This is a genomic window from Bacillus cereus group sp. MYBK195-1, assembly GCF_051916605.1.
Taxonomy (GTDB): Bacteria; Bacillota; Bacilli; order Bacillales; family Bacillaceae_G; genus Bacillus_A; species Bacillus_A cereus.
Map to the genome: position 1 here is coordinate 1 of NZ_JBQAGZ010000003.1, position 26598 is coordinate 26598.

Sequence of the window (26598 nt, forward strand, 5' to 3'; positions counted from 1 at the left end):
GGAATAACGGGAGCAACCGGAGCAACAGGCCCGACTGGAATAACGGGACTGCCCGGAATAACAGGAGCAACCGGAATAACGGGAGCAACCGGAGTAACAGGCCCGACTGGAATAACGGGACCGCCCGGAATAACAGGAGCAACCGGAATAACGGGAGCAACCGGAGCAACAGGCCCGACTGGAATAACGGGACTGCCCGGAATAACAGGAGCAACCGGAATAACGGGAGCAACCGGAGTAACAGGCCCGACTGGAATAACGGGACCGCCCGGAATAACAGGAGCAACCGGAATAACGGGACCGCCCGGAATAACAGGAGCAACCGGAATAACGGGAGCAACCGGAGCAACAGGCCCGACTGGAATAACGGGAGCAACCGGAGCAACCGGAGTAACCGGGCTAACCGGAGTAACCGGGCTAACCGGAATAACGGGAGCAACCGGAATAACGGGACCGACAGGAGCAACCGGCCCAACCGGGGTGATTGGCCCCATAACAACAACCAATTTGTTATATTATACTTTTGCAGATGGAGAGAAACTTATATATACAGATGCCGATGGGATACCTCAATATGGTACAACGAATATATTATCGCCTAGTGAAGTTTCATATATTAATTTATTTATTAATGGAATAATGCAACCACAGCCATTATATGAGGTGAGTACTGGTAAATTAACTTTATTGGATACTCAACCTCCAGCGCAAGGATCTTCAATTATATTACAATTTATCATTATTAATTAAAAGGACAGATCCTTAATGAAAAGGAATCTGTCTTTTTTGTTCTACATTAAAGTAGTTAAATTTAAGTGATGAAACATTCAATCTTTGATATCTTAAATAGTTGAATGGTAGAGGGTTTTATTTCTTTTCATAGTTTATTGGAGTGAATTATAGAAAGAATTTTCTGACATAACGTATGAGAGTCTCTATAATACAAACGGCTTCATGTTTAAAAAGAGAACACAATCTTAGTAAAGAAATAATGTATATTTATATAAAAAAATGGCACTGTTAATTGTTGAGTATATTCAAATTAATATGTGTATTTAAACCTAAGAGATAAACGTGGAAAAATAAAATAAACCCGTAAGTTTAGGTATTTAATCTAAGCAGTCAATTATTAAAAACATATAATTAATATGTGAGTCATGAACATAATTAAATAACGTTTTTAAGTTTAATTATATTTCATGTTTCCTATTTTAAGTCAATATATAACATATTTTTTTACAACATTATGATCCTTATAATAGGAAAAACTCAAATATAAAACAAGTAAGGAGGACATAAATGACAAACAATAATTGTTTTGGTCATAACAACTGCAATAATCCGATTGTTTTCACTCCAGATTGTTGTAATAATCCACAAACAGTTCCAATTACTAGCGAACAATTAGGAAGATTAATTACTTTACTAAATTCTTTAATTGCGGCTATTGCAGCGTTTTTTGCAAATCCAAGTGACGCAAACAGATTGGCTTTACTCAATTTGTTTACTCAACTATTGAACTTACTAAATGAATTAGCACCTTCTCCAGAAGGGAATTTCTTAAAACAATTAATTCAAAGTATTATTAATTTACTACAATCTCCTAACCCAGATCTAGGTCAATTACTTTCTTTATTACAACAATTCTACAGTGCTCTTGCACCATTCTTCTTCTCTTTAATTATTGACCCTGCAAGTTTACAACTTTTATTAAACTTATTGACTCAATTAATTGGTGCTACTCCAGGAGGCGGCCCAACAGGTCCAACAGGTCCAACAGGTCCAGGAGGCGGAGCAACAGGTCCAACAGGTCCAACAGGTCCAACAGGTCCAGGAGGCGGAGCAACAGGCCCGACGGGAGCAACAGGCCCAACAGGGGATACAGGTCTTGCGGGTCCAACAGGTCCAACAGGAGACACAGGTTTAGCAGGAGTAACAGGTCCAACAGGAGCAACAGGCTTAACAGGAGTAACAGGAGTAACAGGTCCAACAGGAGACACAGGAGCAACAGGTTTAACAGGAGCAACAGGTTTAGCAGGAGCAACAGGCCCAACAGGTCCAACGGGGGCAACAGGTTTAACTGGTGCAACAGGCTTAACAGGAGCAACTGGTGCAACTGGTGGCGGAGCTATTATTCCGTTTGCTTCAGGTACAACACCAGCAGCATTAGTTAATGCGTTAGTAGCTAATACAGGAACTCTTCTTGGATTTGGATTTAGTCAGCCTGGCATAGCTCCAGGTGTGGGAGGAACTCTCACAATACTACCAGGTGTTGTAGGTGATTATGCATTTGTAGCACCACGTGATGGAATTATCACGTCATTAGCAGGATTCTTTAGTGCAACAGCGGCGTTAGCTCCATTAGCACCTGTTCAAATTCAGATGCAAATATTTATCGCACCTGCTGCAAGTAATACGTTTACACCAGTAGCGCCACCTCTATTATTAACACCAGCATTACCAGCAATAGCAATTGGTACTACAGCAACAGGAATCCAAGCATATAATGTTCCAGTAGTTGCTGGGGATAAAATATTAGTATATGTTTCATTAACAGCAGCAAGTCCAATAGCTGCTGTTGCCGGATTTGTAAGTGCAGGTCTTAATATCGTTTAATTTGTTACAATGTTTAGTAGGAAATTAAACAGGGGTTTGCATATAGTCCTTCCTAATAAATCTAGGAAGGACTATATTTTTTGGGGAAAATAAGTAATAAATCAATTGAACAATTACTCTTTGTTAAGTTCGTATAAAAAAGTATAATTTACCCTATCTCATTTAAGGAATAAGTTATGTAACTTTAAAAATTTCCAATCAGCAAAAAAAGATGAATTCTTTTAAAAGAATTCATCCATAAAATAAACTATTTATTTTTATTACAGTTACATCCTTTTTTCTTTACATAGCCTTGCTCGGCTAAGTCTCTTTGCGATTGGGAATTGGAAGATTGAGAGGATGCTGAAGAGCTACTATTTTTATTATAAGAGTAGTTTTTTCGATAGTTATAATTACTCATAGTACTATCACCTCCAATTTAATATATAAATATTATATGTATGTACACTATCAATTGTTACTATTTTTAATAGGAAGAGAAGATACAACAAAAAAATCTCCTTGGTATTTTCCTAGGAGATAAATGATGATTCTTTTGAAAATTTACAAATTAATAGCCCCAGTAAAGAGGAAAGTAATAAGAATCTTGGTGATACGGATTATGTTGTTGAGCGAGGGGCTGGGTTGGGTAATTTTTCATTTCACGGTTTTGATTGCAGTTTGAAGGAGGACCAATTACAGTAGTTGATTGAATAGGGGAAACCGCTTGATTCCATTGTTGTTCATTGAGACAGTAAGTATGGGCCATCATATGAGCTGGAGTTAACCTTAAAATGTCAGAACCGAAAATAACTTCTGGAGTTGGAGCATTGAAAATAGCTAATAAATGAGTATTATCTGCTGTAGCAATTTCATAATGCCACCACGCTTGTGGAATGTTGGCAACTTGCCCGGGTTTTATCGGTAAGTTTAATATTTGATTCGTAAATGGATTAAGTAAAGAAACAACAGCAGACCCTGAAATACAATAAACAAGTTCAGCTGCATTTTGATGAATATGTGGTTCTACAACATTTCCTGTACTTAAATAAATATCTAATAAAGAAGTATTTTCTAAAGTATTTAATTGTTTAATACCAAGTACATTTATATAATTTTGGGCATCTTTCAGAAAAAAATTACTTTTATTTATATCATAAGTAAAATTGGTTGAGGGGGAGGTATAGTCGATGTTGGCAGTCAATTGTATTACCCGCCTTTCTATAGGTAAGTTAGGTTACAAAATTAGGATATGTGTCTAGTCTTTGTTTTGTGCTGTTGTCGGTAGCTTAATAAATTCACTTATTCTATAAAGAATAAGGTGTTAATACCAAACTATATTCGTATTCCCATTCATACTTTGGATTGATGGAAAAAAGTAATGAAAATGTTAATTTAAAATTACATCAATCATTTATAAGGAGTGAATGTTCATGTCATTTAGTGAAATGATTAGAAATGAAGTACTCAGCTGGGCGGGTGTTTCTGAAAAACCGCATCGATTTGGTGGTATTGAAATAAATTATGGCAAGAAAGAACTTGGCCATCTTCATGGTGATAAATTAGCTGATTTACCATTTCCGAAGTTAAAGCGAGATGAATTAGTGAAGCAAGGCTTGGTAAAACCACATCACGTATTACCTGAATCAGGATGGATCAGTTATTATTTAAAGAGTGAAGAGGATATTCCATTTGCAATTGAGTTATTTCGTATGCAATATGATCGAATTAAAAAGTAATGAAATAAAGTAGGATAATAAAAATTTATTTTTATGTCACATCCCTCCTTAATCGTTCGTCTTGTATGTAGAACGATTAAGGAGGGATTTTATTATGAATACATTTGATATAGCAATTGTTGGCGGTGGGCTTGCTGGATTAACAGCATCTATATATTTAGCGAAAGCTGGAAGGAAAGTGATTGTATTAGAAAAGTCCAGTCAATTCGGTGGCCGAGGGATGACTACAAATAAAAATGGAATCTGCATGAATCTTGGTGCACATGCTTTATATAGAGGCGGGGCAGCGTTTATAACTTTTAATGAGCTCGGTATGACTCTTCCAGGTGGAATACCATCTACAAAAGCACATGGAATATGGAAAGGGGATATATTCACTATCCCAACAGATTTTTACTCAATTTTATCAACACCACTACTTTCTTGGTCTGCAAAAGTACAATTCTCACGTCTTATGATTCGTTTAGGAAATTTAGATGTAGGAGAAGTTCCGAAAATGAGTCTAACTACATGGGCAGAAAATGAAATAAAAGATCCAATGGTTCGCAATATATTTTATGCGCTATGCCGAACAACAACATATACGTTTGCTCCTACAATACAATTAGCATCATCTGTACTAAAGCAAATACAGCTTTCTATAAAAGAGGGAGTGCTTTATGTAGATGGTGGTTGGGAGACGATAATAACAAAATTAAGAGCTATAGCGAATGATATCGGGGTGCAGTTTTTGGCTAAAAAGCATGTTGTGGAAATTGAGCATTCCGAAGGTAAACAAAGAATACATTGTGTTGATGATGAGGTTTTTGAAGTAGGCACAGTCATCGTGACGACTCCGCCGAAAGAAGCTTGTAAAATAATAAAAGGTGCAGAAGGAACAAGTTTGCATAGATGGAGTGAACAATCGGTACCGGTTACTGTTGCTGCATTAGATATTGGCTTGAGACAATTACCCAATCCTACACATCAATTTGTATTAGGATTAGATCAACCTATATTTTTCACAAATCAATCGAGAGCGGCTAAATTAAGTGAAGATGGATCAATTGTAGTGAGTCTAATTAAGTACTATAATCCTGTACTCGAGATGAATCATATTCGTGATGATAAAGAACAGTTGGAAAGTACGATGGAGTTGTTACATCCAAATTGGAAAAGAGAAGTTGTTGCACAGCAATATTTACCGAAAATAACAGTAGTACATGATTTTCCTCATATTGACCGTGTTGAAAAACCGGGCCCTAATATACCTGAAATGCCAGGTGTTTATGTTGCAGGAGATTGGGCAGGGCATGATGAAGTATTAGCTGATGCTGCGGTAGCAAGCGGGAAACGTGCAGCGTTACACATTTTAAAGCAATATGAAAGTGAGGCAGTTCATCATGGAAACGGAGCAGTTATATGAAGCGTATCAACCATTATTATTTTCGTTAGCATACAGAATCCTTGGGAGTGTTATGGATGCTGAGGATATCGTTCAGGATGTATTTATCTCGCTAAATAATATAGAAGATCCTCAATCTATAGAAAATATGAAAGCATATTTATGTAAGATGGCGACAAATCGTTCAATTGATAAATTACGATCGGCAGCGCATAAACGTAACGTGTATGTAGGGATGTGGTTGCCAGAGCCAATTGTAGAAGAGAGTGATGAGCCATCAAAGTCATTTATAATGAAAGAATCCCTTTCCACCGCATATTTATTACTTTTACAACAATTATCTGAGGTAGAAAGGATTGTTTTCATATTAAGAGAGGTTTTCAGTTATGAATACGAAGAAATAGCTTCAATTGTTGATAAGAGTAGTGTGAACTGCAGGAAAATCTTTCAACGTGCTCGAAAAAGCATGTTGGAGAAACCGAAGCAATCAAAATTAAGCACGGAGAAAATGGCTTCTTATGTTGAAAAGTTTGTATCATCATTACAGTGTGGGGATGCGGAAGGTATGTTAGAAGTATTAAAAACAGATGCTATACTCAAAGCTGATGGTGGTGGTAAAGTTACGACTGCTATTAACCCGATTTATTCTGCGGATCGAATTATACGTTTGTTCTTTGGGATTGCACAACGATTGACAGAAGAGTACACTGTTGATTTCAAAATGGTCAATGGTATACCAGGAGTTATAGTTACAATAAATAATAAAGTAACTTATGTTCTTTCGTTTGCATTTGAGGATGAGAAAATTTCAAATATTTATATGATGGTTAACCCTGAAAAACTTATGCATTTAAATGTAAAAATATAAAAAAGCGCATTTCTTCAGAAATGCGTTTTTTTATTATTTTTCTAACATTTCAAGAGGTACATCTTTTTCGCCAGCTACCTCAAATTTAATTTCCCCGTCTTCTTCATAAATACGTGTAATAATCGGTATAGTAATCATTAATTTTTTATGCTGCTTTCGTTTTCGAGCAGCATCTAAGCTAATCACGTTCATTTGTAAGCATCCTTTCTTCTGGAAATATATAAACAAAGAAAATGCGTCCGAAAAGGGCGCTTAATTGAATTTGAAATACCGATTCATTTAAATGGGGTTTATATAATTTAATAACTGCAATTTTAATATGAAATAATATGAATGGAATAATTGCACGTAGAAATTAACTTTACCAAAAAACGAAACAATATGCTATAAAAAATTATAAATCTTTGTCATATAACAGGAAAAAGGTTTTTGTTTCGCATATAATAAAAAGTAGACGGGCAGCAAGAGCTTTTTCATCATATTGCTTTGGAAAGGCGATGAAAAAAATGGATACGTTAGATTCATTATTATTTCAACTTGAACAATATGGAGAAGAGCATGATCGAAATAAAAAAACACGGGAAGAAAAATTACGGAATATTACTCGTGAGATGGGGCAATTTTTATCAATTTTAGTAAAAGGGTGTAGCGCAAAAAACATTTTAGAAATCGGAACTTCTAATGGCTATTCTACATTGTGGTTAGCTAATGCGGTAGAAGAAACAAATGGAAATGTAACAACTGTAGAGCTTTCTTCAGAACGAGTTGGAGAGGCACTTGTCAATTTTGAAAAGGCAAACCTTTTACAAAGGATTGATGTTCATAATCAAGAAGCAGGGGCATTTTTAGATGCGCAATTAGATCATTCATTTGATTTTATTTTCCTAGATTCAGAGCGTACGCAATACATGTGGTGGCTTGAGCATATAAAACGCATTTTACAACCAAAGGGTTTTCTTGTTGTTGATAACGCAACCTCTCATGCGAGTGAATTAGATGAGTTTATAAAAATGATAGAAGAAGATGAAATGTTTGAAACGGTTTTATTGGCATTTCAAAATGGAGCATTTGTAGCGCATAAGAAGAAATAGGGTATAGCGTAATATAATTATCACATTGAAAAAGGGTGTATGTCAAAAGATTGAGTACAGTAGGATAGGAAGAACATAATTTATAGTAACATACGAAGAATCCGCCTTCAGCATGTCGTTCTCTAGGTCTTAAGTCTGAGGAAAATTATGTTGATTACAGGTATACTTATAGTAAGAAACAGGGAATGACTGCATAAACAGGCATTTCTAAAAAAATCGATTTCAAGCAGTCAGAATGTATATGAAATACGATATAATTGATGAAATATAGTGCATATAAATTCGCACATATAAATAAAGGAGCGATTTTGTTGACTGAACTCGAGAAAAAAGAACCTGTATCCATTGTGAAAGATAATAATGTAGAAGTAGTAGTTGATACAGTTATAAAAGATGAAGAATTAGAGGAACTAAATAAAGAAGCTGATCTTTATGTACAAAAGTTAAATAGCGAGCAAAATACAGATTTATCAAAAGTATTGTCTCAGCTAGGAGATTTAGGGGATAAAGAGCAACAAGCAGCAGGACAAACGTTGTCAGCATTAAAACGTCCTGTAACAGCGATGATGAATGGAAAAAACGAAGAAATTCCAAATACATTGTTAGAATTACGAAAAGTGGTATCAGAACTTGATCCGAATTCATTAAAAGCAAGTGGTATGAAGAAAATTATGTTTAAAGTATTCAAGAAAAACCCACTTGAAACATACGTGCATAAATATCAATCTATAGATAAGCAAATTGAGGAGATTATAAGATCCCTTCTAATTGGTCGTGACAACTTACAAGAAGATACAGTTGGTCTTGAAATGCTTAAAGAGCAATCGCATGATAAAATTCACGCTCTTGATAAGCAAGTATACTTAGGGAGAAAACTTGCTGGCATGCTGGAAGCTGAGAAACAAAATCCAGAACGTCAAAGAGATATTCCATTAATTAACGATGCGTTAGAAAAGATACTTGTACGTACACGTAATATGCAGCAAGCGAAAAGTGTTTTATTACAATCTATCGCATCTGTAGACATTATTAAGAAAAATAATGAAAAGTTAACAGAGGCAATTCGTAATGCAATTACGATGACGCAAAACGTTGTAACGGTTTCAGCTGCTATTCAGTTAGCGTTAACAAATCAACGGAAAACAATCGATGCAGTGAATGCGACAAATGAAGCAATTGAATCGATGGTATTAAGTAATTCTCAAGCGTTAAAACAAAATACAGAAGAAACGACAAAATTGCTTGAAAACCCTGCTATTAGCATGGATAAATTACGTGAATCATTCCAAAATGTGTTCGCTGCAATTGAAGCATCTGAAAAATCGTCAGAACGTATTATCGAGTCAAGTAAGAAGTTCGTTATTGAACTAGACACATTTAATGATGAGATGAAGCAGAAACTCATTCAGCGTCCAAGGAAATAACGGATTATTAGAGGAGGTGAACAAATGAGTTTCATTCAAACAGTATTATTACTACTCGGTACATTGCTTTTAATAGCATTTACTGTCGTTGTTTTAGTGGTATATTTCGGACGGAAGCTGTATTTTTCATGGACGAAGCCATATAAAAGAGCGCAAGATTCTTTAGACAAGTTATCAAACAAATCAATACCGTTTCTACAAGAATTTACACAACATCCACTGTTTTATCGTTGGATTCGCACTGAAGGAAAGAAAGAACAAAATACATTAAATACTCTATTTTGTGCATCAGGTCAACGTACGAGAGAACAAGTCTTCTCGATGTTACCGAAAGAAAAGCAGAAAAAAGTGCATGTAATGGCAAAAACTACGAAAAAGCTTACGAATGAAGATATTGATGTAGCTGCGATGAAAGTGAAAGATTTCTTAAGACAAGAAACACAGCAAACTGTAAAACCGACAGACTTATCATTTTACAAATTGTATTTTTATGACCGTTATCCAGACGCATTAAATACAATTCAAGCGTATAAACGCTCAATAAATCCTTCATTACAAAGAACGGTTGATGATATTACAATTTCAGTATTGAATGCACTTCCGTACTATCAAGAGCAACGCATGTTTGAACAACAACATAAACTTGAAACGTTCTTATTGAAAGATTTAACGGCTATGTTATCGTTGGTAGTACAATTACCGCCTTCACAAAGACCAGAGAAGGAAGAAGAACTGAAAATCTACTTAGAAAATTTCCAAAAAGAAATGGAAGTAGTAGAGCGAGATATTCGCGACTCAATTGATCACGATTTAAATGTGAAGATGAGAGCAGCGACTGAGAAGTTTAAGAATAAATAGAAGAGATCGCCTAAAAAGTTGAATGTTTCAGCTTTTAGGCGTTTTTTTTGAATTGAGGGAGTGTAATCTTTTGTGAAATTGTATATACAAACGTTAATAAATGGTAAAATATAGAGTGTTTTTTTATACTTTGTGTAAACAATTATTATAAAAGGGGTATGATATTGTGCTATTTGAGTTAGTCATACTATTTGTAATTCTATTTTTATTTCTTGGCTACCCTATTAGTAAAGCTTGGGATAGTTTCCAATCGAAGAAGGAGAATTCCTCAAGTATACTAAAGTTCGAGCCGCAGGAAATATTATCAATGGGTTTGAGTTATTTTATCTTTGGTTTAGGTATTATGTGGAATGCAAATGATGTAAGAGCAGGAATACCATTACATAAATTTGAAAAGAACGGAATGATGTCTGATCAATATGCTTCTTTAGCCCATGACTACATTGCGATAGTAGTTCTCTTAGTTATTTTAGGTGGAGTTTCGTATTGGAGATTAACAACAGGATTAATAAAACTTTCACCAATATTTTATATTTTTTATAGTACTTTAATGATAGTAAACATTGTATATACATTCATCTATATTACCCATACAGGCTTTGCCTTTTATACGGAATTAGGAGGATTGAGATACATTCCAGTCTTTTGTATTCAAGTTGGAATGCTTGCCTTTAGTCTATTATTCTTAGCTAAATTAAGAAATACATTAGGTTATTTCATACAATCTCAGAATGAGAAAGATTATACGCAGAGCAACAGAATTATATTATTGCTGTATCGTATTTCTTTTGGATATCAAAAAATGGCTACAGTCTGGATGATAAGTTTATTTCCTGTCTTGTTAATTGTTCAATTTATTTTAATACTGTTTGGCCAAAAACCAGATAGTTTTATAAGAGTGTTTATGGAAACAAGTAGTTTTAATTATTCTAAGATTCCTGCCCCAAGTCCTCAAATTGTCTCCGGCGATGGGCATTATTTATGTACAGTTTCTGTGAAAGGCCATAAAAACATCGTTAAGCCATTACGAGCAGGAATTAGGCATGGGGAAAGAATTACAGTTAATCGACAGTTATTAATTGCGAACGCTTTTGAAAATGTAATTGAGGAGCGGGTACCAAAATGTCATAAAGTTATTCGTAATTTTTATGATAAATACGGTTATCCGATTAGTAAACATATTAATACGAAATGGTCGGCTGATTTTGTTTATATTTTAATGAAGCCACTAGAATGGTTCTTCTTATTTGTACTTTACACAGTAGATAAAAACCCTGAGAATAGAATTCATATTCAATATAGTGAACTACGAAAATAAAAGTAAGAGCCCGCATTCAAAAAAATGGGGGCTTTTACTTTTATTTTGCTTGAATAGTAGATTTACTAGAAGCCACACTTTCATTATGCAATCGATCAACTGCAGTTACGACATACGTATACGTTTCTCCAGAAATAACTGTTTTATCTACATAAATTTCTCCAAGTTTTGTTTTTCTTACAGTAGTAAGTAAATTTTTCGGATTTTGTATATCCACTTCATTTTTCCCATTCGCGCGGTAAATAGCGTAATAAGCAGAATCATTATCTCTATTGTCAATGATACCGATTGCAATACCTTCATCTCTTGGAATGGCGCCTTTTAAAGTCGGTTGTTTTGGTGGATCATGATCAAGCCAAGGCATAGGCGGGATTAATGCAGGATATTTATATATGTCTTTTGAGAGTCTATCTTTAACTCCAAGTGGATTGTTATTAATATCTTTTAAGCTAAAATGCATACTACCTTTTATTTCAGGATATAGCCGGTTTAATGCAATTTGTCTTGGATATTCTTCTGGATCAGACCAAGCAGGGACGGAGTTATTATTAATTTTATAGGCCGCTTGACCGATGTATAGGTGAATCGGTTTGTTATTTGTTTCTTTAACCCACCAATCTACTAATATGTCATATGCAGCTGGGGTGAAACCTATATTCCAATATATTTGCGGTGTAATGTAGTCAATATATCCTTTTTGTATCCACTCACGTGTGTCAGCATAAAGGTCATCATAGTTTCTTTGGCCTGCGGTTGTGTTAGAGCCAGTCGGATCGTCAGCTATATTTCTCCATACGCCGAACGGACTAATGCCAAACTTTACATATGATTTTTCTTGTTTTATAGCAGTATTTAAATCTTTTACAAGTTCATTTACATTGTTACGTCGCCAATCTTCTATATTTGTAAATCTACCGTTATTATATGTTTCGTACGTTTTCTGATCTGGAAATTCTTCACCGGCTACTTTATATGGATAAAAATAATCATCCATATGCAGCGCATCAATATCGTAATTTTGCACGATTTCTAAAGCACCTTCTGTTATAAATTTTTTCACTTCTGGAATACCGGGATTGTAATATAACTTTCCGCCATAAGAGACAACCCAATTGGGATGTTGCCTTGCAGGGTGATTATTCGATAATCGATTTATATCGGTGTGATTCATCGTTATTCGGTATGGGTTAATCCAAGCGTGGAATTCTATATTTCTTTTATGAGTTTCTTCAATCATAAATGCAAGCGGGTCATAACCAGGATCTTTTCCTTGTGTTCCTGTAATGTATTCAGACCAAGGACCGTAATTTGAAGGATAGAAAGCATCAGCGGTTGGTTTAATTTGTACAACAACTGCATTCATACCAGTGCTTTTTACATCGTCTAATAATCTTATAAATTCTTGTTTCTGTTTTTCAATGGGTAAGCCAGTTTTTGAGGGCCAATCAATATTCAGAACAGATGCAATCCATACAGCACGTAATTCATGTTTTTTGTATGCAGTATTTACTTCAGCATAAGTAGAGTGAGGGGGAATGAAAGAGAAAGGGATGAACAAGATGACGATACAACATATCATTAATAAACGTTTAACGATCATTTATACGCCTCCCTATCATATGATTATTTAAAATAATATAGGAGGCGAGGTTGACTTTGCAATAGAGAAAATTGCATATTGAAACATTAATTTAATAGGAAAAATATTTTTAATGAAATTTACTTTCATTATAACTAAATTCATTTACTACTTCATATGCTTGTTAGTAAAGTGAAACTTCCTTTCATTTGAAGGGTAATAAATTATAAGTATAGGAGGATTAATAAATGAAAGTTTTGTTCGTCTGTTCTGGAGGAATGTCCAGTGCAATTGTTGTAAACGCTTTAAAAAAAGAAGCGGAGAAAAATGGTGTGAACATGGAAGTGCATGCAATTGGAACGAATGAGGTAGAGGAAGAAGTAAAGAATGACTGGGATGTCGTAATGGTGGCACCTCAAATAAGACACCGATTTGACTCTGTAAAAAAATTTGCAGAGGAGGAATCTATTCCGTGTGGCATCATTCCACCGCAAGCGTACACGCCACTTGGAGGCCCGACTTTATTAAAAACTGTAAATGAATTAATTAGTTAGGGGGAAGCGTTATGAATAAGTTTGTCACGTTTCTTGATAAAAACTTATCTGGCCCGATGGCAAGGCTTTCTGAGCAGAGGCATCTACAAGCAATCCGTGATGGAGTTATTTCGGCGTTACCATTTATTATAGTAGGAAGCTTTTTTTTAATAGTAGCATTTCCACCACTGCCGAAAGATAGTTTCATATCGGTTTGGGCATTAAAGAATCAAACAAGTATATTGATACCATATCGTTTAACTATGTTTATTATGTCCTTATATATAGCATTTGGAATAGGATATAATTTAGCGAAAAGTTATAAATTAGATGCTTTATCAGGAGCACAGCTTGCGGTATGTTCACTACTTTTAACATTAACGCCTGAGTTAATTGATAAAAAAGGATTCATGCTTCCGATGACAAATCTTGGAGGTCATGGATTATTTGTGACGATGATCGTCTCTATTTTATCAGTTGAGATTTTAAGATTTTGTAAGAAGAATAACGTAACGATAAAAATGCCAGAACAAGTACCACCGTCAGTATCACGTTCATTTGAAGCACTTATACCTGCAGCATTCGTTATTATTATTATGAGTCTTATTACAGTCGTTTTTAAAGTTGATTTACATTACGTTGTAGATAAACTAGCCGCACCGTTAGTAAAAGCTGGTGATAGTTACTTTGGCGTTATTATACCTGTATTTTTAATTACGTTTTTCTGGTCTTTCGGGATACACGGAGTATCAGTTGTAGGTACTGTGGCAAGGCCACTTTGGGATGTGTATTTAGGAAAGAACGGTGAAGCTGTAGCAAGTGGAGCGAGTCATTTTCCGTTTATTGCACCAGAACCGTTTTATCAATGGTTTATTTGGATTGGTGGTTCGGGTGCAACGTTAGGGCTTGTGTTAGCTATGATTGTATTTGGTCGATCAAAATATTCGAAAGCATTATCGAGAACATGTATTGTCCCTGGGATTTTTAATATAAATGAACCGGTTATATTCGGTTTGCCGATCGTATTAAATCCAATTTTAATTATTCCTTTCGTCATTACACCGTTAGTAACAGCTACTATAGCGTATGCTGCAACCGCAATGGGATTTGTAACACCAACGCATATTATGCCGCCATGGACATTACCTGCTCCAATCGGTGCATATTTAGCAACAGGTGGAGATTGGCGTGCGATTGTATTAGTTTTTATAAATATAGCAATATCGTTCCTTATTTATTTACCATTCTTTAAAATGTACGACAAAAATATGCTTGAAATTGAAAAGAATGGTGACGGAGAGTCGGTTAATCCTTAATCTGCATGCTGTTATTTTGAGTGATAGACTTTTTGTCTATCACTTCTTTCACATTAAAATTAGAAAGGGGGAAATTGAATGAATATAAAATTTAGTTATAAAGGTGTGTTTTTATTATTATTTGGAGTGATTTGTGCAAATTTACTTTTTGTCCCTTTATTAGGCATGCTAAATTTATCACAAATGCATAGTATCTGGCTCGTTACAAGTATTGCGGCAAGCGTTTTGCTTACGGTAGTTGTTTCTTTCATTGATGGATCGTTTGCATCGAAAGCTCAGTTGTTTTTTAGATTTATATTGTTTTCGATTGGTTGTACGTTGGTTACTTACATGATTGTTTTTTAGTAAATAGGAGGTCATGCACGTTATGTATATTGCAGGGGTAATGTCTGGTACTTCATTAGATGGAATAGATGTAGCGCTCGTTCATATAGAAGGAAGTGGTGTAGATTCTAAAATCGAACTCATCCATTTTACTACTGTTCCATTTTGTAATGATATGAAAAATGAGATCCAACAAGCGTTATCAATTGAAACTTCGAATGTCCAACTTATATGTAGCTTGAATTTTAAACTTGGTTTATGCTTCGCCAATGCTGTAAAGGAAGTTTGTAAAGAGGCCAATTTTCCTTTGAGACAATTAGATTTAATAGGCTCTCACGGACAAACGATTTATCATCAGTCAAAGCAAGAAGAGAATATTATTTCTTCAACATTGCAAATTGGGGAACCAGCAGTAATAGCATATGAAACAAACACGACGGTTATCTCGAATTTCCGAACGATGGACATGGCGGCAGGGGGACAAGGTGCACCACTTGTACCATATTCAGAGGTTATTTTATATCGGCATCAAACTAAAAATAGACTACTACAAAATATTGGCGGGATTGGTAATGTTACAGTTGTTCCAAGTAAACGAAGTAAAGAGAGTGTTATTGCTTTCGATACTGGACCAGGCAACATGGTAATCGATGAAGTATGTCAAAGATTATTTCATGTACCATATGATCAAAATGGTTGGATTGCAAAGGAGGGGGTAGTTGTAGATGAAATTTTAACATACTGCATGAACCATCCATTTTTGAACATGAAACCACCAAAATCAACAGGTAGAGAACAGTTTGGAGAAGCGTTTGTGACTGAATTATTGAATCGATTTAAAAAGCATAGTAAAGAAAATATATTGGCAACTGTCACGATGTTTACAGCATGTTCAATTGTTCATCATTATAAGGCGTTTATTTTGCCGTATTATGAAATTGATGAGGTGATTTTAGGTGGTGGTGGAAGTTATAATAATACACTTGTTGAAATGTTACGGAATGGATTAAGAGAAGAGAAATGTAGCATATGTATACAAGAAGATATTGGTCATTCTTCAGCAGCGAAAGAAGCAATTGCATTTGCTATTTTAGCAAACGAAACGTATCATCGTAATCCGAGTAATGTGCCGAGCGCAACAGGTGCTAAGAATTCCGTAATTTTAGGGAATATAACATTCCCTCCATACGCAGATGAAAATGAGGCGAACATATGAAGTATATGATTGGAGTAGATGGCGGGGGAACGAAGACCGAGGCAATTGCATTTGATCAAGATGGAAATGAAGTTGTAAGAGGTACGAGCAGATTTGGAAATGTATTAATAGATTTTGATCAGGCACTTTTGCATATTATGGAAGCAATTAATCAATGCCAGAAGAGTTTAATAAATGAGCATTGCGTTTGTATTTGTTTAGGGTTAGCTGGTATAAGCGGAGCGAATACAAATGAATTAACATTACGTTTAAAAAAGAAATACGGAACAAAAATTGAAATTTTTAATGATGCAATGATCGCACATGCAGCTGCTTTAAAAGGTAAGGAGGGAATATTAACTATAGGTGGTACAGGTGCAATTTGTATAGGAAAGAAAGGGGAAGTATATCAGTATAGCGGTGGATGGGGACATATTTTAGGAGATGAGGGGAGCGGATATTGGATTGCATTACAAGCTTTAAAGAAAATGGCAATTCAGTTCGATCAAGGAATCAGTCTTTGTCCATTGAGTTTGAACATTCAAAGGCAGTTTCAACTTTTGACACCGTCTCATATAAAAAGCTTAGTATATACTTCTTCTAAAGATAAAATTGCAGCAATCGCGCCATTAGTTATTCAGGAAGCGAGAAATGGCAATGATGATGCGCATGAAATTATGATGCAAGCTGGAAAGGAATTGGCAAGGATTACAGTAAGTGTTTATAACAAGTTGAACTTTAAGCACTCAACGCCAATTGCAGTAAGTGGCAGTATATTACGTTTAGTTCCTGAAATATTTGCTGTATTTAAGAAATGCTGTGAAGATAGTATGAAAGAAATTACATTCGTATCACAAGCAGAAATGGCAGTGAAAGGAACATATTATTTAATGAGGGATATATATTTTTAAAAATAGTGTATGAGAATTTTTGTATGATTTGTAAAAATATGATGTTAAAATGTATAAAGGGATGTATGTTAAAAACGTACAATATACGTAGTAATTGAATATTGTATATGTAATCCCATGTAGAAAGTGAATGATTACATGATTAATAGTATGCAGTTTTTATATTTGGTGGCTTCTTATTTAATTGGAAACATATTGACCGCTTATATAGTAACAAAATTGAGACATAACGTTGATATTAGGGATGAAGGAAGCGGAAATCCTGGCGCAAGAAATATGGGGCGCGTATATGGAAAAGGGTATTTCATCGCTACATTTTTAGGTGATGCGATTAAAGGGGCAATCGTTGTTACTGTTGCAAAATATCTTTTTGAAGATCCTACATTCGTAATGTTAACATTATTGGCCGTTATTATTGGACATATTTATCCAGTTTTATTTAAAGGCAAGGGCGGTAAAGGTATTTCAACATTTATAGGAGGACTAATCGCATTTGATTATTTGATAGCGCTTACCCTCTTAGGCATTTTTATTGTATTTTATTTAATATTTAAAGGGTTTACGAAGCCAGGACTAATTACAATTGCTTGTTTACCAATTTGTATGATTCTTTATTCTTATTCTATTGTTACCACTATATTAAGTGGAATGATTATTGTACTTATTCTATATGTGAATCGAGAATAAAATGAATGTTTAATAAGTGGGGATAATCTCCACTTATCATTTTTTATTAAATAGATAAAGGAGATAAGGCATGGGGTTAATTTATAAAGTTGCTGATCAAGATTGGGAATTTGAAAGTATACATAAATTAAATTATAAAACTTTTGTGGAAGAGATACCACAACATGAAGAAACGAAAGACCGGTTTCGTATAGATCGGTTTCATAAAGAAAATACATATTTAATTTGTTTAGATGAGGATAGATTAGTAGGTATGGTCGCAGTGCGGGGAAAACGACCATTCTCGTTAGATTATAAAATCTCAAATTTAGATGTTTATTTGCAAGAGCATGGAGAAAAAATGTATGAAATTCGTTTACTTTCAGTAGAACGTGAATATAGAAATGGAAGAGCGTTGTTAGGATTAATTCGTTTTCTACATCGTTATTTGCTTCTAAATGGATATGAATTAGCACTCATTTCTGCAACAACACGTGAACTAGCTTTATATGAGCAAATGGGATTCAAATCTTTCCATACGTTAGTTGGTACAGAAGAAGCAGCCTTCCAGCCAATGTATGTTACCCCTGCTATGTTTGAAGAGTCGAGTGTTGGGGGGATTATGACGAAAGAATATACGTTTTTACCTGGTCCAGTAGATATTGAAGAGAACGTTCGAAAGGTATTTTCTACGCGGCCTATTTCGCATCGCTCTAAGTCATTTCAAGTGATGATGGGCAATGTGAAAAAACGGTTACTTTACATGACAAAAGCAAAACATGTACAGCTTATGTTAGGAACAGGGACGTTAGCAAATGATGCGATTGCTTTACAGTTACGCTCTTTAAAAGGGAAAGGACTAGTATTAACAAATGGGGAATTTGGTAATAGATTAGTTGGACATGCAAAACGAGCACGGTTACATTTTGATACGTATAAAAAGGAAATGGGAGATCCATTTATTTATACCGAATTAGAAGAAATCATGACAACTGGAAATTATGAATGGATTTGGTTTGTTCATCATGAAACATCTACTGGAATGTTAAACGATTTAAACGAGCTAAATACTCTTTGTAACGAGAATCAAATAAAACTATGTGTAGATTGCATAAGCTCAATTGGAGCAATACCATTAGACTTGAAGGATGTGTATTTTGCAAGTGGTGTTAGCGGTAAAGCGATTAAATCATATACAGGAATTTCTTTCGTTTTTCATAACCACATTGTAAAAATAAACGAGGCTGTGCCGGCCTATATGGACATTGGTATGTATGAAGAAAATGAAAGCATTCCATACTCACAATCATGGAATTTAATTTATGCATTGCAAGAAGCGTTGAAGAGATTTGAAGATGAAAAGGCATTTGTAAAAATTAAAGAGACATTCGATTATGTTGAAGAAGTTATTACTGATATGGGTTTAAAGCTTGTTTCACCTAAAGAACATGCCGGGCCAATTATACTTACTATTGTATTGAGCGAAGATCATTCTTCTAAAGTAGTAGGCGATGCATTAGCATTACAAGGATACATCGTTCATTATGAGTCATCTTATTTACAAAAGAATAATTGGATTCAAATTGCATGTTTAAATCATTATAAAGAACGTGATATGAAGAGAATGTTAAATTGTTTGCAAATGTGTTTATTTCAGAGTGGGGTACATATATAAAGACTTTTTCTTTTCGTATAAAGGAGCTACGACTTACGAAAACTTAGAAATAGAACAGTGGAAGAGGTGTCAGTATGATAACTAGAAAACTACGATTACATATAGACGATATTAAAAAAGCTCACAAAATTCTAGATAGAAATGCTCGTAAAACGCCATTAGTAAAATCTTTTTACTTGACTAGTAAAACGGGCGGAGAAATTCATTTGAAATTAGAAAATATGCAATTAACGGGTTCGTTTAAATTCCGTGGCGCATTTAATAAAATGTCGCGGCTCACGGATCAAGAAAAAGAAAGAGGTGTAATTGCATGTTCAGCAGGTAATCATGCACAAGGAGTTGCATTATCTGCTCATTTACTCGGTATTAAGAGTAAAATTGTTATGCCAATTTCTGCACCGCAGGCGAAAGTTGAAGCAACAAAAGGATATGGATCTGAAGTGATTTTACATGGTGAAACCTTTGATGATGCAAAGGCAAAATGTGAAGAAATTATAAAGGAAACAGGTGAAACATACTTACATCCATATGATGATGTAGAGGTAATGGCTGGTCAAGGTACAATTGGATTAGACATTCTTGATGATATGTGGGATGTAGATACTGTCATTGTACCAATAGGTGGAGGCGGAATTATTTCTGGTATTTCTGTAGCATTGAAATCTTTTAATCCATTCATTAATATAATTGGTGTCCAAGCAGATAATGTTCATGGAATGAAGGCATCTTACGATAAAGGCGCAATCGTAGAACATTATGAGGCGCCTACTATTGCAGATGGTTGCGCAGTTAAAATACCAGGAGAATTAACATTTGAAATTGTAAAAGAATTAGTAGATGATATTGTAACTGTATCAGAAAAAGAGCTGGAAGTAGCGATGAAAGATTTATTACAACGTGGGAAAGCTGTTGTAGAAGGTGCAGGTGCATTAGCAACTGCTGCACTTCTTGCAGGAAAAGTTGATAGCTATATAAAAGGAAAAAAAGTAGTAGCGGTTATATCTGGTGGGAACGTAGACTTACAGCGCATATCAAGTGTATGTGAGCACTTTTTTGTCGCTAATGAAGTGAAATAGTTTTATGAAAGAAGAGCTAAGAGAAATAGTCTTAGCTCTTACTTTTTGTCTACTGTTTACTGTAAGTAGCAATAAGCTTGCAAAATTTGCTGTTTAAAAATTATTTTATTTAAGCGCCTATTTTTACACATATCTTTAATGTTACAATAATTATTTCAATATTGTCGAAACGTAAGCAGAAATTTAATATAATAGTTTTAATGTGCTAATGAGCGGTGAGGAGGGCAGATCATGAATAAAGAAGAACAGGTCATGAACGGTTTCAGGGAATTATATAATAAGCTGGTTTGGCTTAATAAAGATAAGATGGAAGAAGGTCTTAAAGGTTTTAAGTCTTCTGAAGTCCACTGCATTGAATATATTGAAAACAATGCAGATTCTAACGTGACGCAACTCGCAGAGGCTTTTTATGTGACTCGCGGTGCTATAAGTAGAATGACTAAGAAGCTCATACAAAAAGGCCTTGTTGAAAGTTATCAAAAGTCAGAAAATAAGAAAGAAATTTATTTTAAGCTTACCGAACAAGGGAAAGAAATTTATAAAATCCATGAAAATCTGCACAAAGAGTTTCAAGAGCGGGATAAAGCTGTATTTGAGCAAGTAACTGAAGAAGAATTCGACAGTATAATTAGCTTTGTGGAAAAGTATAGTAGACATTTGGATGCAGAAATAAAGAAACAAGGTATACATATTAAATCGTAATACATTTTAATAATGAAATGGCAGCCTTACTCTAATATGAGAATAGGCTGCTTTTTTATTATTTTATCTTTGTTGACTAATCAACAAAACAGAGTTATTATTTTGTTGACAAAGCAACATTTTTTTGAGGGGAGAAGTTAAATGTCTATATTTAGATCAAAAAATGAAAGGGAAACTGAAAAAAGCATAGATAAACATGCGTTACTATTCGGACTTATTTCTGTATTTCTTTGTGGTATAGGTTTCAGTATCATCATGCCTGTAGTCCCATTCTTAGTACAGCCATATACAAGTAATCCGGAAGAACAAGCATTGGTTGTTACACTACTAACTTCCGTATATGCGGCCTGCGTGTTTTTAGCTGCTCCAGCACTCGGGGTTTTAAGCGATAAGTATGGCCGTCGTCCATTACTTTTAATATGCTTATTTGGTTCTGCAATTGGGTACTTAGTTTTTGGAATAGGAGGAGCTTTATGGGTACTATTTGCTGGACGCATAATAGAAGGAATAACAGGCGGAAGCATAAGTACCATTTTCGCATATTTTGCAGACATCATCCCTCCAGAACAGAGAACGAAATACTTTGGATGGGTGAGTGCAGTTGTAGGTGCGGGAACTATTATTGGACCAACTCTTGGGGGCTTACTTGCAAAGTTTGGTCATTCTGTACCTTTATACTTTGGAGCGCTCATAACTTTATTAAATGTTTTATATGGTATGAAATATATGCCTGAAAGCCTTGACAAAAATAATAGGTTAAAAGAGATTACTTTTGTAAGGTTAAATCCTTTTGCGCAGTTAACAAACATACTTTCCATGAAAAACTTAAAATGGTTACTTGTCTCAGCGTTTTTACTATGGATACCTAACGGATCTTTACAAGCGATTTTCACACAATTTACAATGGATACTTTCAGTTGGAAACCTGCATTAATCGGACTTATGTTTTCAATTTTGGGCTTTCAAGACATTGTTTCACAAAGTTTTATAATGCCAAAGCTTTTAATCAAGCTTAGTGATAAACAAATAGCAATTCTTGGGATGGTTTCGGAGATTATAGGATACAGTTTTATTGCAGCATCAGCTGTATTTTCACTCTCTCCACTACTTATCGTTGGAATGCTAATGTTTGGTTTTGGGGATTCAATTTTCGGGCCTTCATTCAACGGGATGCTTTCAAAGTCTGTCAGTTCTAATGAACAAGGAAGGATTCAAGGTGGAAGCCAATCTATTCAAGCTTTAGCAAGAATGATTGGTCCGATTATTGGAGGACAAATCTATGTATCACTTGGTCATGCCGCACCTGCTTTTATGGGTATGATTCTTATAGTAGCGGCAATAGCAGTTTTGTATAAGGGAATGCATGCAACTGTATAACAGATAGATATAAGAACAAATAAAAGGGAGTCAGAACTTAGGAACAAGTGCTGATTCCCTATTTGTTTACGGTTTGAGAGCTAAGAGAAATGCTTTTGTTTAGGAATTTATTCTGCTATGCTCTCATGGTGAAGGGTAATATTCAGTGAGGTGGAACTATTATTAATTACAGTTAGCTTTATTTGAAAGTAAAAAGGTAGGTAAATGACTAGATAATTTCATTATGCTTGTGCTGAAGTAAATAATGATTCCATCTTTACTTTGCTCTTCTCTCGGATTTCAGCATCTGCATGGCGCATCACATATTTATGCGCTACAGCGATTGCTAAAACATCATCTAATAAGCCAATCCCAATAATAGCAGCTATATCTGGAATGAAATCGATTGTTAATACGTAATAAGATAAAGCGGCTAATATTATGAATTTCGCCTTAGTAGGTAATTTTTTCTTTTTCATTGTGTAGAATAAAATAATACTTTCATATACGCTAGATTTACCGAGGTTTACAGAGCTTTTTTTGAACTTTTTCCAAAGTGTCTGTTTCTCCATATAAACACTCCTTTTACAAAACATAGATTTTTTAAAAGGATGGACAAAGAAGTGAGAGATTAATCAATTTTATTGTTTTTCTTAATTATATATTTCCATAAAAATAGGGGATTACCTGTTTAAAATAATATAATGTGGATTATGCAACGATTCATAGTGTTCCGTTACATAGTATATATATTGTAAAATGTATGTGGATGATTTAGTTATTATTATGCATTTTATAAGCGGTATGGGGGAAGCAAAATGAAAATAATAGAACTACCAATTGAATTCGAATTTAACGGGCAAAAACAATGTGTTTATCCAAGTTTAATTATAGTACATAATGAATTAACGTTAGTCGATACAGGATATCCAAGTTTTTTACCTTTAATTGAAAATGCAATATTAAAATATGGATATGAGATGAAAAACTTAAAAAATATAATTATTACTCATTATGATGATGATCATCTAGGGTCTGTATACGATTTTAAAGTGAAATATCCTCAAATTAATGTTATTGCTAGTGAAATTGAATCTAACTATATTAGTGGTGATATAAAATCAGAGAGGTTAGTTCAAGCTGAAGAAATGTTAGAACGTATGCCAAATGAAGAAAAAGAATTTGGTAAATGGTTTATACAACAGTTAAAAAATATAAAACATATTTCCGTCGATGAAAAAGTGCATGATGGTCAAATGATTTTGAATAATGAATGTCAAATAGTAGCGACGCCAGGACATACTTCGGGGCATATTTCATTATATTTTCCGAATTTAGATTGTGTAATTACGGGAGATGCGGCTGTTCAAGAGAATCGTGAGTTAGTAATAGCTAATCCGAATTTTTGTTTGGATATAGAAAAAGCGAAACAGTCTTTAAACAGGATTAAAAGTTTTAAAGCAGCAGAGTATTATTGCTATCATGGAGGAAAGCTTACTGTATAAATTAATGAAAACCGGTCTTTCCTAAATCGAAAAGATCGGTTTTTTAGTTCATATATTTTGCGATTTCAACCAAATCAGTAACATTATATTTCGGTAAAATTGAAATATATATGTAAAGAAGAATATATATATAATTTGAGCAAGGGTATAGGGGGGAGAAGATGGGTTCGTTATTTGATGTAATAGCAAAATTAAGAAGTTCATTTTGTCTTCTACTAACATGGAAGCATTAATAAAATCTGAGAAAAAGCAAAAAGATTTTGTTCATCTAGTACAGGATGAATATAAAAAAAGAAGATAAGAATTTTTTTATTTTTCATATTTGGCGAAACAAATGGTACAATGAAAGCTAATGTGAAAAATAAGGAAAAGAAGTGGTCTATTTGAAAAACTTTTTAGAATTAGGAATTAGTGAAACTTTTAATCATACATTACGTGAAAATGGAATTACAGAAGCAACACCAATTCAAGAGAAGGCAATTCCTGTTATTATGTCAGGTAAAGATATTATTGGGCAGGCGAAAACAGGAACGGGTAAAACGTTAGCATTCGTGTTACCGATTTTAGAAAAAATCGATCCAGAGTCTAGTGATGTTCAGGCTTTAATTGTTGCACCAACAAGGGAACTAGCTCTGCAAATTACAACTGAAATTAAAAAAATGCTTGTTCAAAGAGAAGATATTAATGTACTAGCGATTTATGGTGGGCAAGATGTAGCACAACAATTGAGAAAATTAAAAGGTAATACACATATTGTTGTAGCGACACCGGGGCGATTATTAGATCATATACGACGTGAAACAATTGATTTAAGTAATCTTTCAACGATTGTATTAGATGAAGCGGATCAAATGCTTTATTTTGGTTTCTTATATGATATTGAAGATATTTTAGATGAGACACCTGATAGTAAACAAACGATGTTATTCTCAGCAACGATGCCAAAAGATATTAAAAAATTGGCGAAGCGTTATATGGATGAGCCGCAAATGATTCAAGTACAAAGTGAAGAAGTAACGGTTGATACAATTGAGCAGCGTGTCATTGAGACGACAGACCGTGCAAAGCCAGATGCACTTCGTTTTATTATGGATCGTGATCAGCCATTTTTAGCTGTTATTTTCTGTCGTACAAAGGTTAGAGCAAGTAAGCTTTATGATAATTTAAAAGGATTAGGTTATAATTGTGCTGAACTTCATGGTGATATACCTCAAGCGAAACGTGAAAGAGTTATGAAGAGTTTCCGCGAAGCTAAAATTCAGTACTTAATCGCAACGGATGTAGCAGCTCGTGGACTTGATGTAGATGGTGTAACGCACGTATTTAACTTTGATATCCCTGAAGATGTAGAAAGTTACATTCACCGCATTGGCCGAACAGGACGTGCAGGTGGATCAGGTCTTGCAATTACGTTCGTTGCAGCGAAAGATGAAAAACATTTAGAAGAAATTGAAAAAACGCTTGGTGCACCAATACAAAGAGAAATAATCGAACAACCGAAGATAAAACGTGTAGATGAAAATGGAAAACCGGTACCAAAGCCGGCTCCGAAGAAATCAGGTCAAAATCGTCAAAGAGATAGCCGTGAAGGTTCAAGAAGTGATTCAAGACGTGATTCCAGAAATAGCTCAAGAAGTGATTCCAGAAATAGCTCAAGAAGTGATTCAAGAAATAGTTCGAGAAATGAAAATAACCGATCATTTAATAAGCCAAGTAATAAAAAAGGTAGTACAAAGCAAGGTCAGCAAAGACGTGGTCGTTAAATAGTTATAATTGTAAAAGAGTCGCAAAATATTGTGGCTCTTTTTTTGTTTGTATACAACAAGGATGATGGCAAGAAAAAACAAAAATTTCATTCACCGTATTTGAAATTTATAAAGGAAATTTTATAGTCCAAAACCATTAGAGCAAGGGTATTACTATCATTCAGCAGAACACTTTGGTTAAAAGAAAAGGTATTGAAGCGAGCGAGTATTTTCATTACACATTCCGCAATTATCGAAATAGAACAAGAGAAGTTTATGAAGGATTAAATTCGTATTGGTGTACGATCGTTGGAAACTGGAAAACTAATTTGTTAGTTTTGATCAATGAGGAACTCGAGAAGCACCACTGCCATCCTTATGGGGAAATTGCTTATGACGATGAAGGTAATGTAGTGATAATATGCGAAATAAGAAAAAAGGACTAGCAGTCGTACCTGCCGTCCTTTAATAGGAGAAAAAGTAATCTTGTTTAGAACTACGTATAAACAGAAAATCTGCTTGTAATTAGTTTTACCCTAAATATACATGTCTATACAAAAAAGGGATAAGTAAAAGATACTTATCTCCGGAAGGGAAATCCCAAGCACCAAAATGGCTCGTATTGGTCTGCAGGTTCAAAAGTAGTATATGTAAAACGAAAAATCTCATACAAAAAGCAGACAACGATTTTGGTTGTCTGCCAGTGAGCTCAATGAGTTAGCTAATTGTGATAATTTG

Annotated in this window: 25 protein-coding genes; 21 read left to right on the top strand and 4 right to left on the bottom strand. The window is 34.6% G+C overall.

The window, feature by feature from the left end; translation table 11 throughout:
• The coding region (locus ACTFRY_RS15900) for a DUF4183 domain-containing protein (protein WP_440032360.1) at positions 1-750 on the top strand (750 nt) is incomplete at its 5' end.
• A gap of 549 nt (positions 751-1299) precedes the next feature.
• The gene (locus tag ACTFRY_RS15905) at positions 1300-2616 is read left to right on the top strand and encodes an exosporium glycoprotein BclB-related protein (RefSeq protein WP_098616532.1); all 1317 of its coding nucleotides are present in this window, start codon (positions 1300-1302) and stop codon (positions 2614-2616) included.
• 550 nt (positions 2617-3166) lie between these two features.
• On the opposite strand, the gene ACTFRY_RS15910 is transcribed toward ACTFRY_RS15905, so the two are convergent.
• On the bottom strand, positions 3167-3799 hold the full coding sequence (locus ACTFRY_RS15910) for a cupin domain-containing protein (RefSeq protein ID WP_044797229.1): 633 nt from the start codon (positions 3797-3799) through the stop codon (positions 3167-3169).
• Positions 3800-4028: 229 nt separating this feature from the next.
• Here ACTFRY_RS15910 and ACTFRY_RS15915 point away from each other — a divergent pair, with 229 nt between their 5' ends.
• The 3 genes from ACTFRY_RS15915 to ACTFRY_RS15925 all read left to right on the top strand — a co-directional run bounded on the left by ACTFRY_RS15915 (position 4029) and on the right by ACTFRY_RS15925 (position 6586).
• Positions 4029-4334 carry a luciferase domain-containing protein gene (locus tag ACTFRY_RS15915; protein ID WP_000010319.1) on the top strand — a complete coding sequence of 102 codons (306 nt, stop codon included), beginning with the start codon at positions 4029-4031 and terminating at the stop codon, positions 4332-4334.
• Positions 4335-4428: 94 nt separating this feature from the next.
• Positions 4429-5739, top strand: a complete 1311-nt coding sequence (locus ACTFRY_RS15920) for a phytoene desaturase family protein (protein ID WP_098616533.1) — start codon at positions 4429-4431, stop codon at positions 5737-5739.
• Positions 5717-6586, top strand: a complete 870-nt coding sequence (locus tag ACTFRY_RS15925; RefSeq protein WP_000447142.1) for a sigma-70 family RNA polymerase sigma factor — start codon at positions 5717-5719, stop codon at positions 6584-6586. Before ACTFRY_RS15920 ends, ACTFRY_RS15925 begins: the two co-directional genes overlap by 23 nt.
• 33 nt (positions 6587-6619) lie before the next feature.
• Here ACTFRY_RS15925 and ACTFRY_RS15930 read toward each other — a convergent pair whose 3' ends face one another.
• The gene (locus ACTFRY_RS15930; protein ID WP_001100984.1) at positions 6620-6778 is read right to left on the bottom strand and encodes a hypothetical protein; all 159 of its coding nucleotides are present in this window, start codon (positions 6776-6778) and stop codon (positions 6620-6622) included.
• A 305-nt stretch (positions 6779-7083) separates the two neighbouring features.
• On the opposite strand from ACTFRY_RS15930, the gene ACTFRY_RS15935 reads away from it, so the two are divergent.
• From ACTFRY_RS15935 to ACTFRY_RS15950, 4 genes are all read left to right on the top strand, one after another.
• Positions 7084-7677 carry an O-methyltransferase gene (locus ACTFRY_RS15935; protein WP_001999789.1) on the top strand — a complete coding sequence of 198 codons (594 nt, stop codon included), beginning with the start codon at positions 7084-7086 and terminating at the stop codon, positions 7675-7677.
• A 311-nt stretch (positions 7678-7988) separates the two neighbouring features.
• On the top strand, positions 7989-9101 hold the full coding sequence (locus ACTFRY_RS15940) for a toxic anion resistance protein (protein ID WP_000137408.1): 1113 nt from the start codon (positions 7989-7991) through the stop codon (positions 9099-9101).
• Between the two features lie 24 nt (positions 9102-9125).
• Positions 9126-9959, top strand: coding sequence for a DUF3974 domain-containing protein (locus ACTFRY_RS15945; protein ID WP_000008376.1), 834 nt, complete (start codon positions 9126-9128; stop codon positions 9957-9959).
• 166 nt (positions 9960-10125) lie between these two features.
• Positions 10126-11277 (top strand): DUF6688 domain-containing protein, encoded by a 1152-nt coding sequence (locus ACTFRY_RS15950; RefSeq protein ID WP_016117914.1) that lies wholly within the window; start codon positions 10126-10128, stop codon positions 11275-11277.
• Positions 11278-11317: 40 nt separating this feature from the next.
• Here ACTFRY_RS15950 and ACTFRY_RS15955 read toward each other — a convergent pair whose 3' ends face one another.
• Positions 11318-12877 carry a glycoside hydrolase family 10 protein gene (locus ACTFRY_RS15955; RefSeq protein WP_000636011.1) on the bottom strand — a complete coding sequence of 520 codons (1560 nt, stop codon included), beginning with the start codon at positions 12875-12877 and terminating at the stop codon, positions 11318-11320.
• Between the two features lie 227 nt (positions 12878-13104).
• Between ACTFRY_RS15955 and ACTFRY_RS15960 the strand changes: the two genes are divergently transcribed.
• The 10 genes from ACTFRY_RS15960 (at position 13105) to ACTFRY_RS16005 (ending at position 22631) form a co-directional block, all read left to right on the top strand.
• Positions 13105-13410, top strand: a complete 306-nt coding sequence (locus ACTFRY_RS15960) for a PTS sugar transporter subunit IIB (RefSeq protein WP_000865905.1) — start codon at positions 13105-13107, stop codon at positions 13408-13410.
• A gap of 11 nt (positions 13411-13421) precedes the next feature.
• Positions 13422-14705, top strand: a complete 1284-nt coding sequence (locus tag ACTFRY_RS15965; protein ID WP_001032289.1) for a PTS sugar transporter subunit IIC — start codon at positions 13422-13424, stop codon at positions 14703-14705.
• A 78-nt stretch (positions 14706-14783) separates the two neighbouring features.
• The gene (locus ACTFRY_RS15970) at positions 14784-15050 is read left to right on the top strand and encodes a hypothetical protein (RefSeq protein WP_001021966.1); all 267 of its coding nucleotides are present in this window, start codon (positions 14784-14786) and stop codon (positions 15048-15050) included.
• A 22-nt stretch (positions 15051-15072) separates the two neighbouring features.
• A complete protein-coding gene (anmK, locus tag ACTFRY_RS15975; protein ID WP_000274973.1) occupies positions 15073-16245 on the top strand; it encodes an anhydro-N-acetylmuramic acid kinase AnmK in 1173 nt (390 codons plus the stop codon).
• On the top strand, positions 16242-17135 hold the full coding sequence (locus ACTFRY_RS15980) for a BadF/BadG/BcrA/BcrD ATPase family protein (protein ID WP_000876614.1): 894 nt from the start codon (positions 16242-16244) through the stop codon (positions 17133-17135). Before anmK ends, ACTFRY_RS15980 begins: the two co-directional genes overlap by 4 nt.
• Positions 17136-17273: 138 nt before the next feature.
• Positions 17274-17822, top strand: coding sequence for a glycerol-3-phosphate 1-O-acyltransferase PlsY (gene plsY, locus ACTFRY_RS15985; RefSeq protein WP_000610876.1), 549 nt, complete (start codon positions 17274-17276; stop codon positions 17820-17822).
• A gap of 70 nt (positions 17823-17892) precedes the next feature.
• Positions 17893-19476, top strand: coding sequence for an aminotransferase class V-fold PLP-dependent enzyme (locus ACTFRY_RS15990; RefSeq protein WP_098616534.1), 1584 nt, complete (start codon positions 17893-17895; stop codon positions 19474-19476).
• A gap of 74 nt (positions 19477-19550) precedes the next feature.
• Complete coding sequence (tdcB, locus tag ACTFRY_RS15995; protein WP_098616535.1) at positions 19551-20552, top strand: bifunctional threonine ammonia-lyase/L-serine ammonia-lyase TdcB; 1002 nt, start codon at positions 19551-19553, stop codon at positions 20550-20552.
• 231 nt (positions 20553-20783) lie between these two features.
• Positions 20784-21254, top strand: coding sequence for a MarR family transcriptional regulator (locus tag ACTFRY_RS16000; protein ID WP_001030901.1), 471 nt, complete (start codon positions 20784-20786; stop codon positions 21252-21254).
• 141 nt (positions 21255-21395) lie between these two features.
• Positions 21396-22631: an MFS transporter gene (locus tag ACTFRY_RS16005; protein ID WP_098616536.1), complete on the top strand. Its 1236-nt coding sequence runs from the start codon at positions 21396-21398 to the stop codon at positions 22629-22631.
• A gap of 221 nt (positions 22632-22852) precedes the next feature.
• Here ACTFRY_RS16005 and ACTFRY_RS16010 read toward each other — a convergent pair whose 3' ends face one another.
• Positions 22853-23182: a YkvA family protein gene (locus tag ACTFRY_RS16010; protein ID WP_086392413.1), complete on the bottom strand. Its 330-nt coding sequence runs from the start codon at positions 23180-23182 to the stop codon at positions 22853-22855.
• Positions 23183-23428: 246 nt separating this feature from the next.
• On the opposite strand from ACTFRY_RS16010, the gene ACTFRY_RS16015 reads away from it, so the two are divergent.
• Together ACTFRY_RS16015 and ACTFRY_RS16020 are read left to right on the top strand one after the other, a co-directional pair.
• Positions 23429-24115, top strand: a complete 687-nt coding sequence (locus ACTFRY_RS16015; RefSeq protein ID WP_098616537.1) for an MBL fold metallo-hydrolase — start codon at positions 23429-23431, stop codon at positions 24113-24115.
• A 374-nt stretch (positions 24116-24489) separates the two neighbouring features.
• Positions 24490-25878, top strand: a complete 1389-nt coding sequence (locus ACTFRY_RS16020) for a DEAD/DEAH box helicase (protein ID WP_136986634.1) — start codon at positions 24490-24492, stop codon at positions 25876-25878.
• Positions 25879-26598: the final 720 nt, after the last annotated feature.

Excerpts from the sequence above, each read along its gene's own strand:
- ACTFRY_RS15935 (WP_001999789.1), top strand. The coding sequence starts at position 7,084 with ATGAAAAAAATGGATACGTTAGATTCATTATTATTTCAACTTGAACAA.
- tdcB (WP_098616535.1), top strand. The coding sequence starts at position 19,551 with ATGATAACTAGAAAACTACGATTACATATAGACGATATTAAAAAAGCT.
- ACTFRY_RS15960 (WP_000865905.1), top strand. The coding sequence starts at position 13,105 with ATGAAAGTTTTGTTCGTCTGTTCTGGAGGAATGTCCAGTGCAATTGTT.
- ACTFRY_RS15955 (WP_000636011.1), bottom strand. The coding sequence starts at position 12,877 with ATGATCGTTAAACGTTTATTAATGATATGTTGTATCGTCATCTTGTTC.
- ACTFRY_RS15990 (WP_098616534.1), top strand. The coding sequence starts at position 17,893 with ATGGGGTTAATTTATAAAGTTGCTGATCAAGATTGGGAATTTGAAAGT.
- ACTFRY_RS16015 (WP_098616537.1), top strand. The coding sequence starts at position 23,429 with ATGAAAATAATAGAACTACCAATTGAATTCGAATTTAACGGGCAAAAA.
- ACTFRY_RS16010 (WP_086392413.1), bottom strand. The coding sequence starts at position 23,182 with ATGGAGAAACAGACACTTTGGAAAAAGTTCAAAAAAAGCTCTGTAAAC.
- anmK (WP_000274973.1), top strand. The coding sequence starts at position 15,073 with ATGTATATTGCAGGGGTAATGTCTGGTACTTCATTAGATGGAATAGAT.
- ACTFRY_RS15970 (WP_001021966.1), top strand. The coding sequence starts at position 14,784 with ATGAATATAAAATTTAGTTATAAAGGTGTGTTTTTATTATTATTTGGA.
- plsY (WP_000610876.1), top strand. The coding sequence starts at position 17,274 with ATGATTAATAGTATGCAGTTTTTATATTTGGTGGCTTCTTATTTAATT.
- ACTFRY_RS15965 (WP_001032289.1), top strand. The coding sequence starts at position 13,422 with ATGAATAAGTTTGTCACGTTTCTTGATAAAAACTTATCTGGCCCGATG.
- ACTFRY_RS15905 (WP_098616532.1), top strand. The coding sequence starts at position 1,300 with ATGACAAACAATAATTGTTTTGGTCATAACAACTGCAATAATCCGATT.
- ACTFRY_RS15920 (WP_098616533.1), top strand. The coding sequence starts at position 4,429 with ATGAATACATTTGATATAGCAATTGTTGGCGGTGGGCTTGCTGGATTA.
- ACTFRY_RS15930 (WP_001100984.1), bottom strand. The coding sequence starts at position 6,778 with ATGAACGTGATTAGCTTAGATGCTGCTCGAAAACGAAAGCAGCATAAA.
- ACTFRY_RS15980 (WP_000876614.1), top strand. The coding sequence starts at position 16,242 with ATGAAGTATATGATTGGAGTAGATGGCGGGGGAACGAAGACCGAGGCA.
- ACTFRY_RS15925 (WP_000447142.1), top strand. The coding sequence starts at position 5,717 with ATGGAAACGGAGCAGTTATATGAAGCGTATCAACCATTATTATTTTCG.
- ACTFRY_RS16000 (WP_001030901.1), top strand. The coding sequence starts at position 20,784 with ATGAATAAAGAAGAACAGGTCATGAACGGTTTCAGGGAATTATATAAT.
- ACTFRY_RS15915 (WP_000010319.1), top strand. The coding sequence starts at position 4,029 with ATGTCATTTAGTGAAATGATTAGAAATGAAGTACTCAGCTGGGCGGGT.
- ACTFRY_RS16005 (WP_098616536.1), top strand. The coding sequence starts at position 21,396 with ATGTCTATATTTAGATCAAAAAATGAAAGGGAAACTGAAAAAAGCATA.
- ACTFRY_RS15945 (WP_000008376.1), top strand. The coding sequence starts at position 9,126 with ATGAGTTTCATTCAAACAGTATTATTACTACTCGGTACATTGCTTTTA.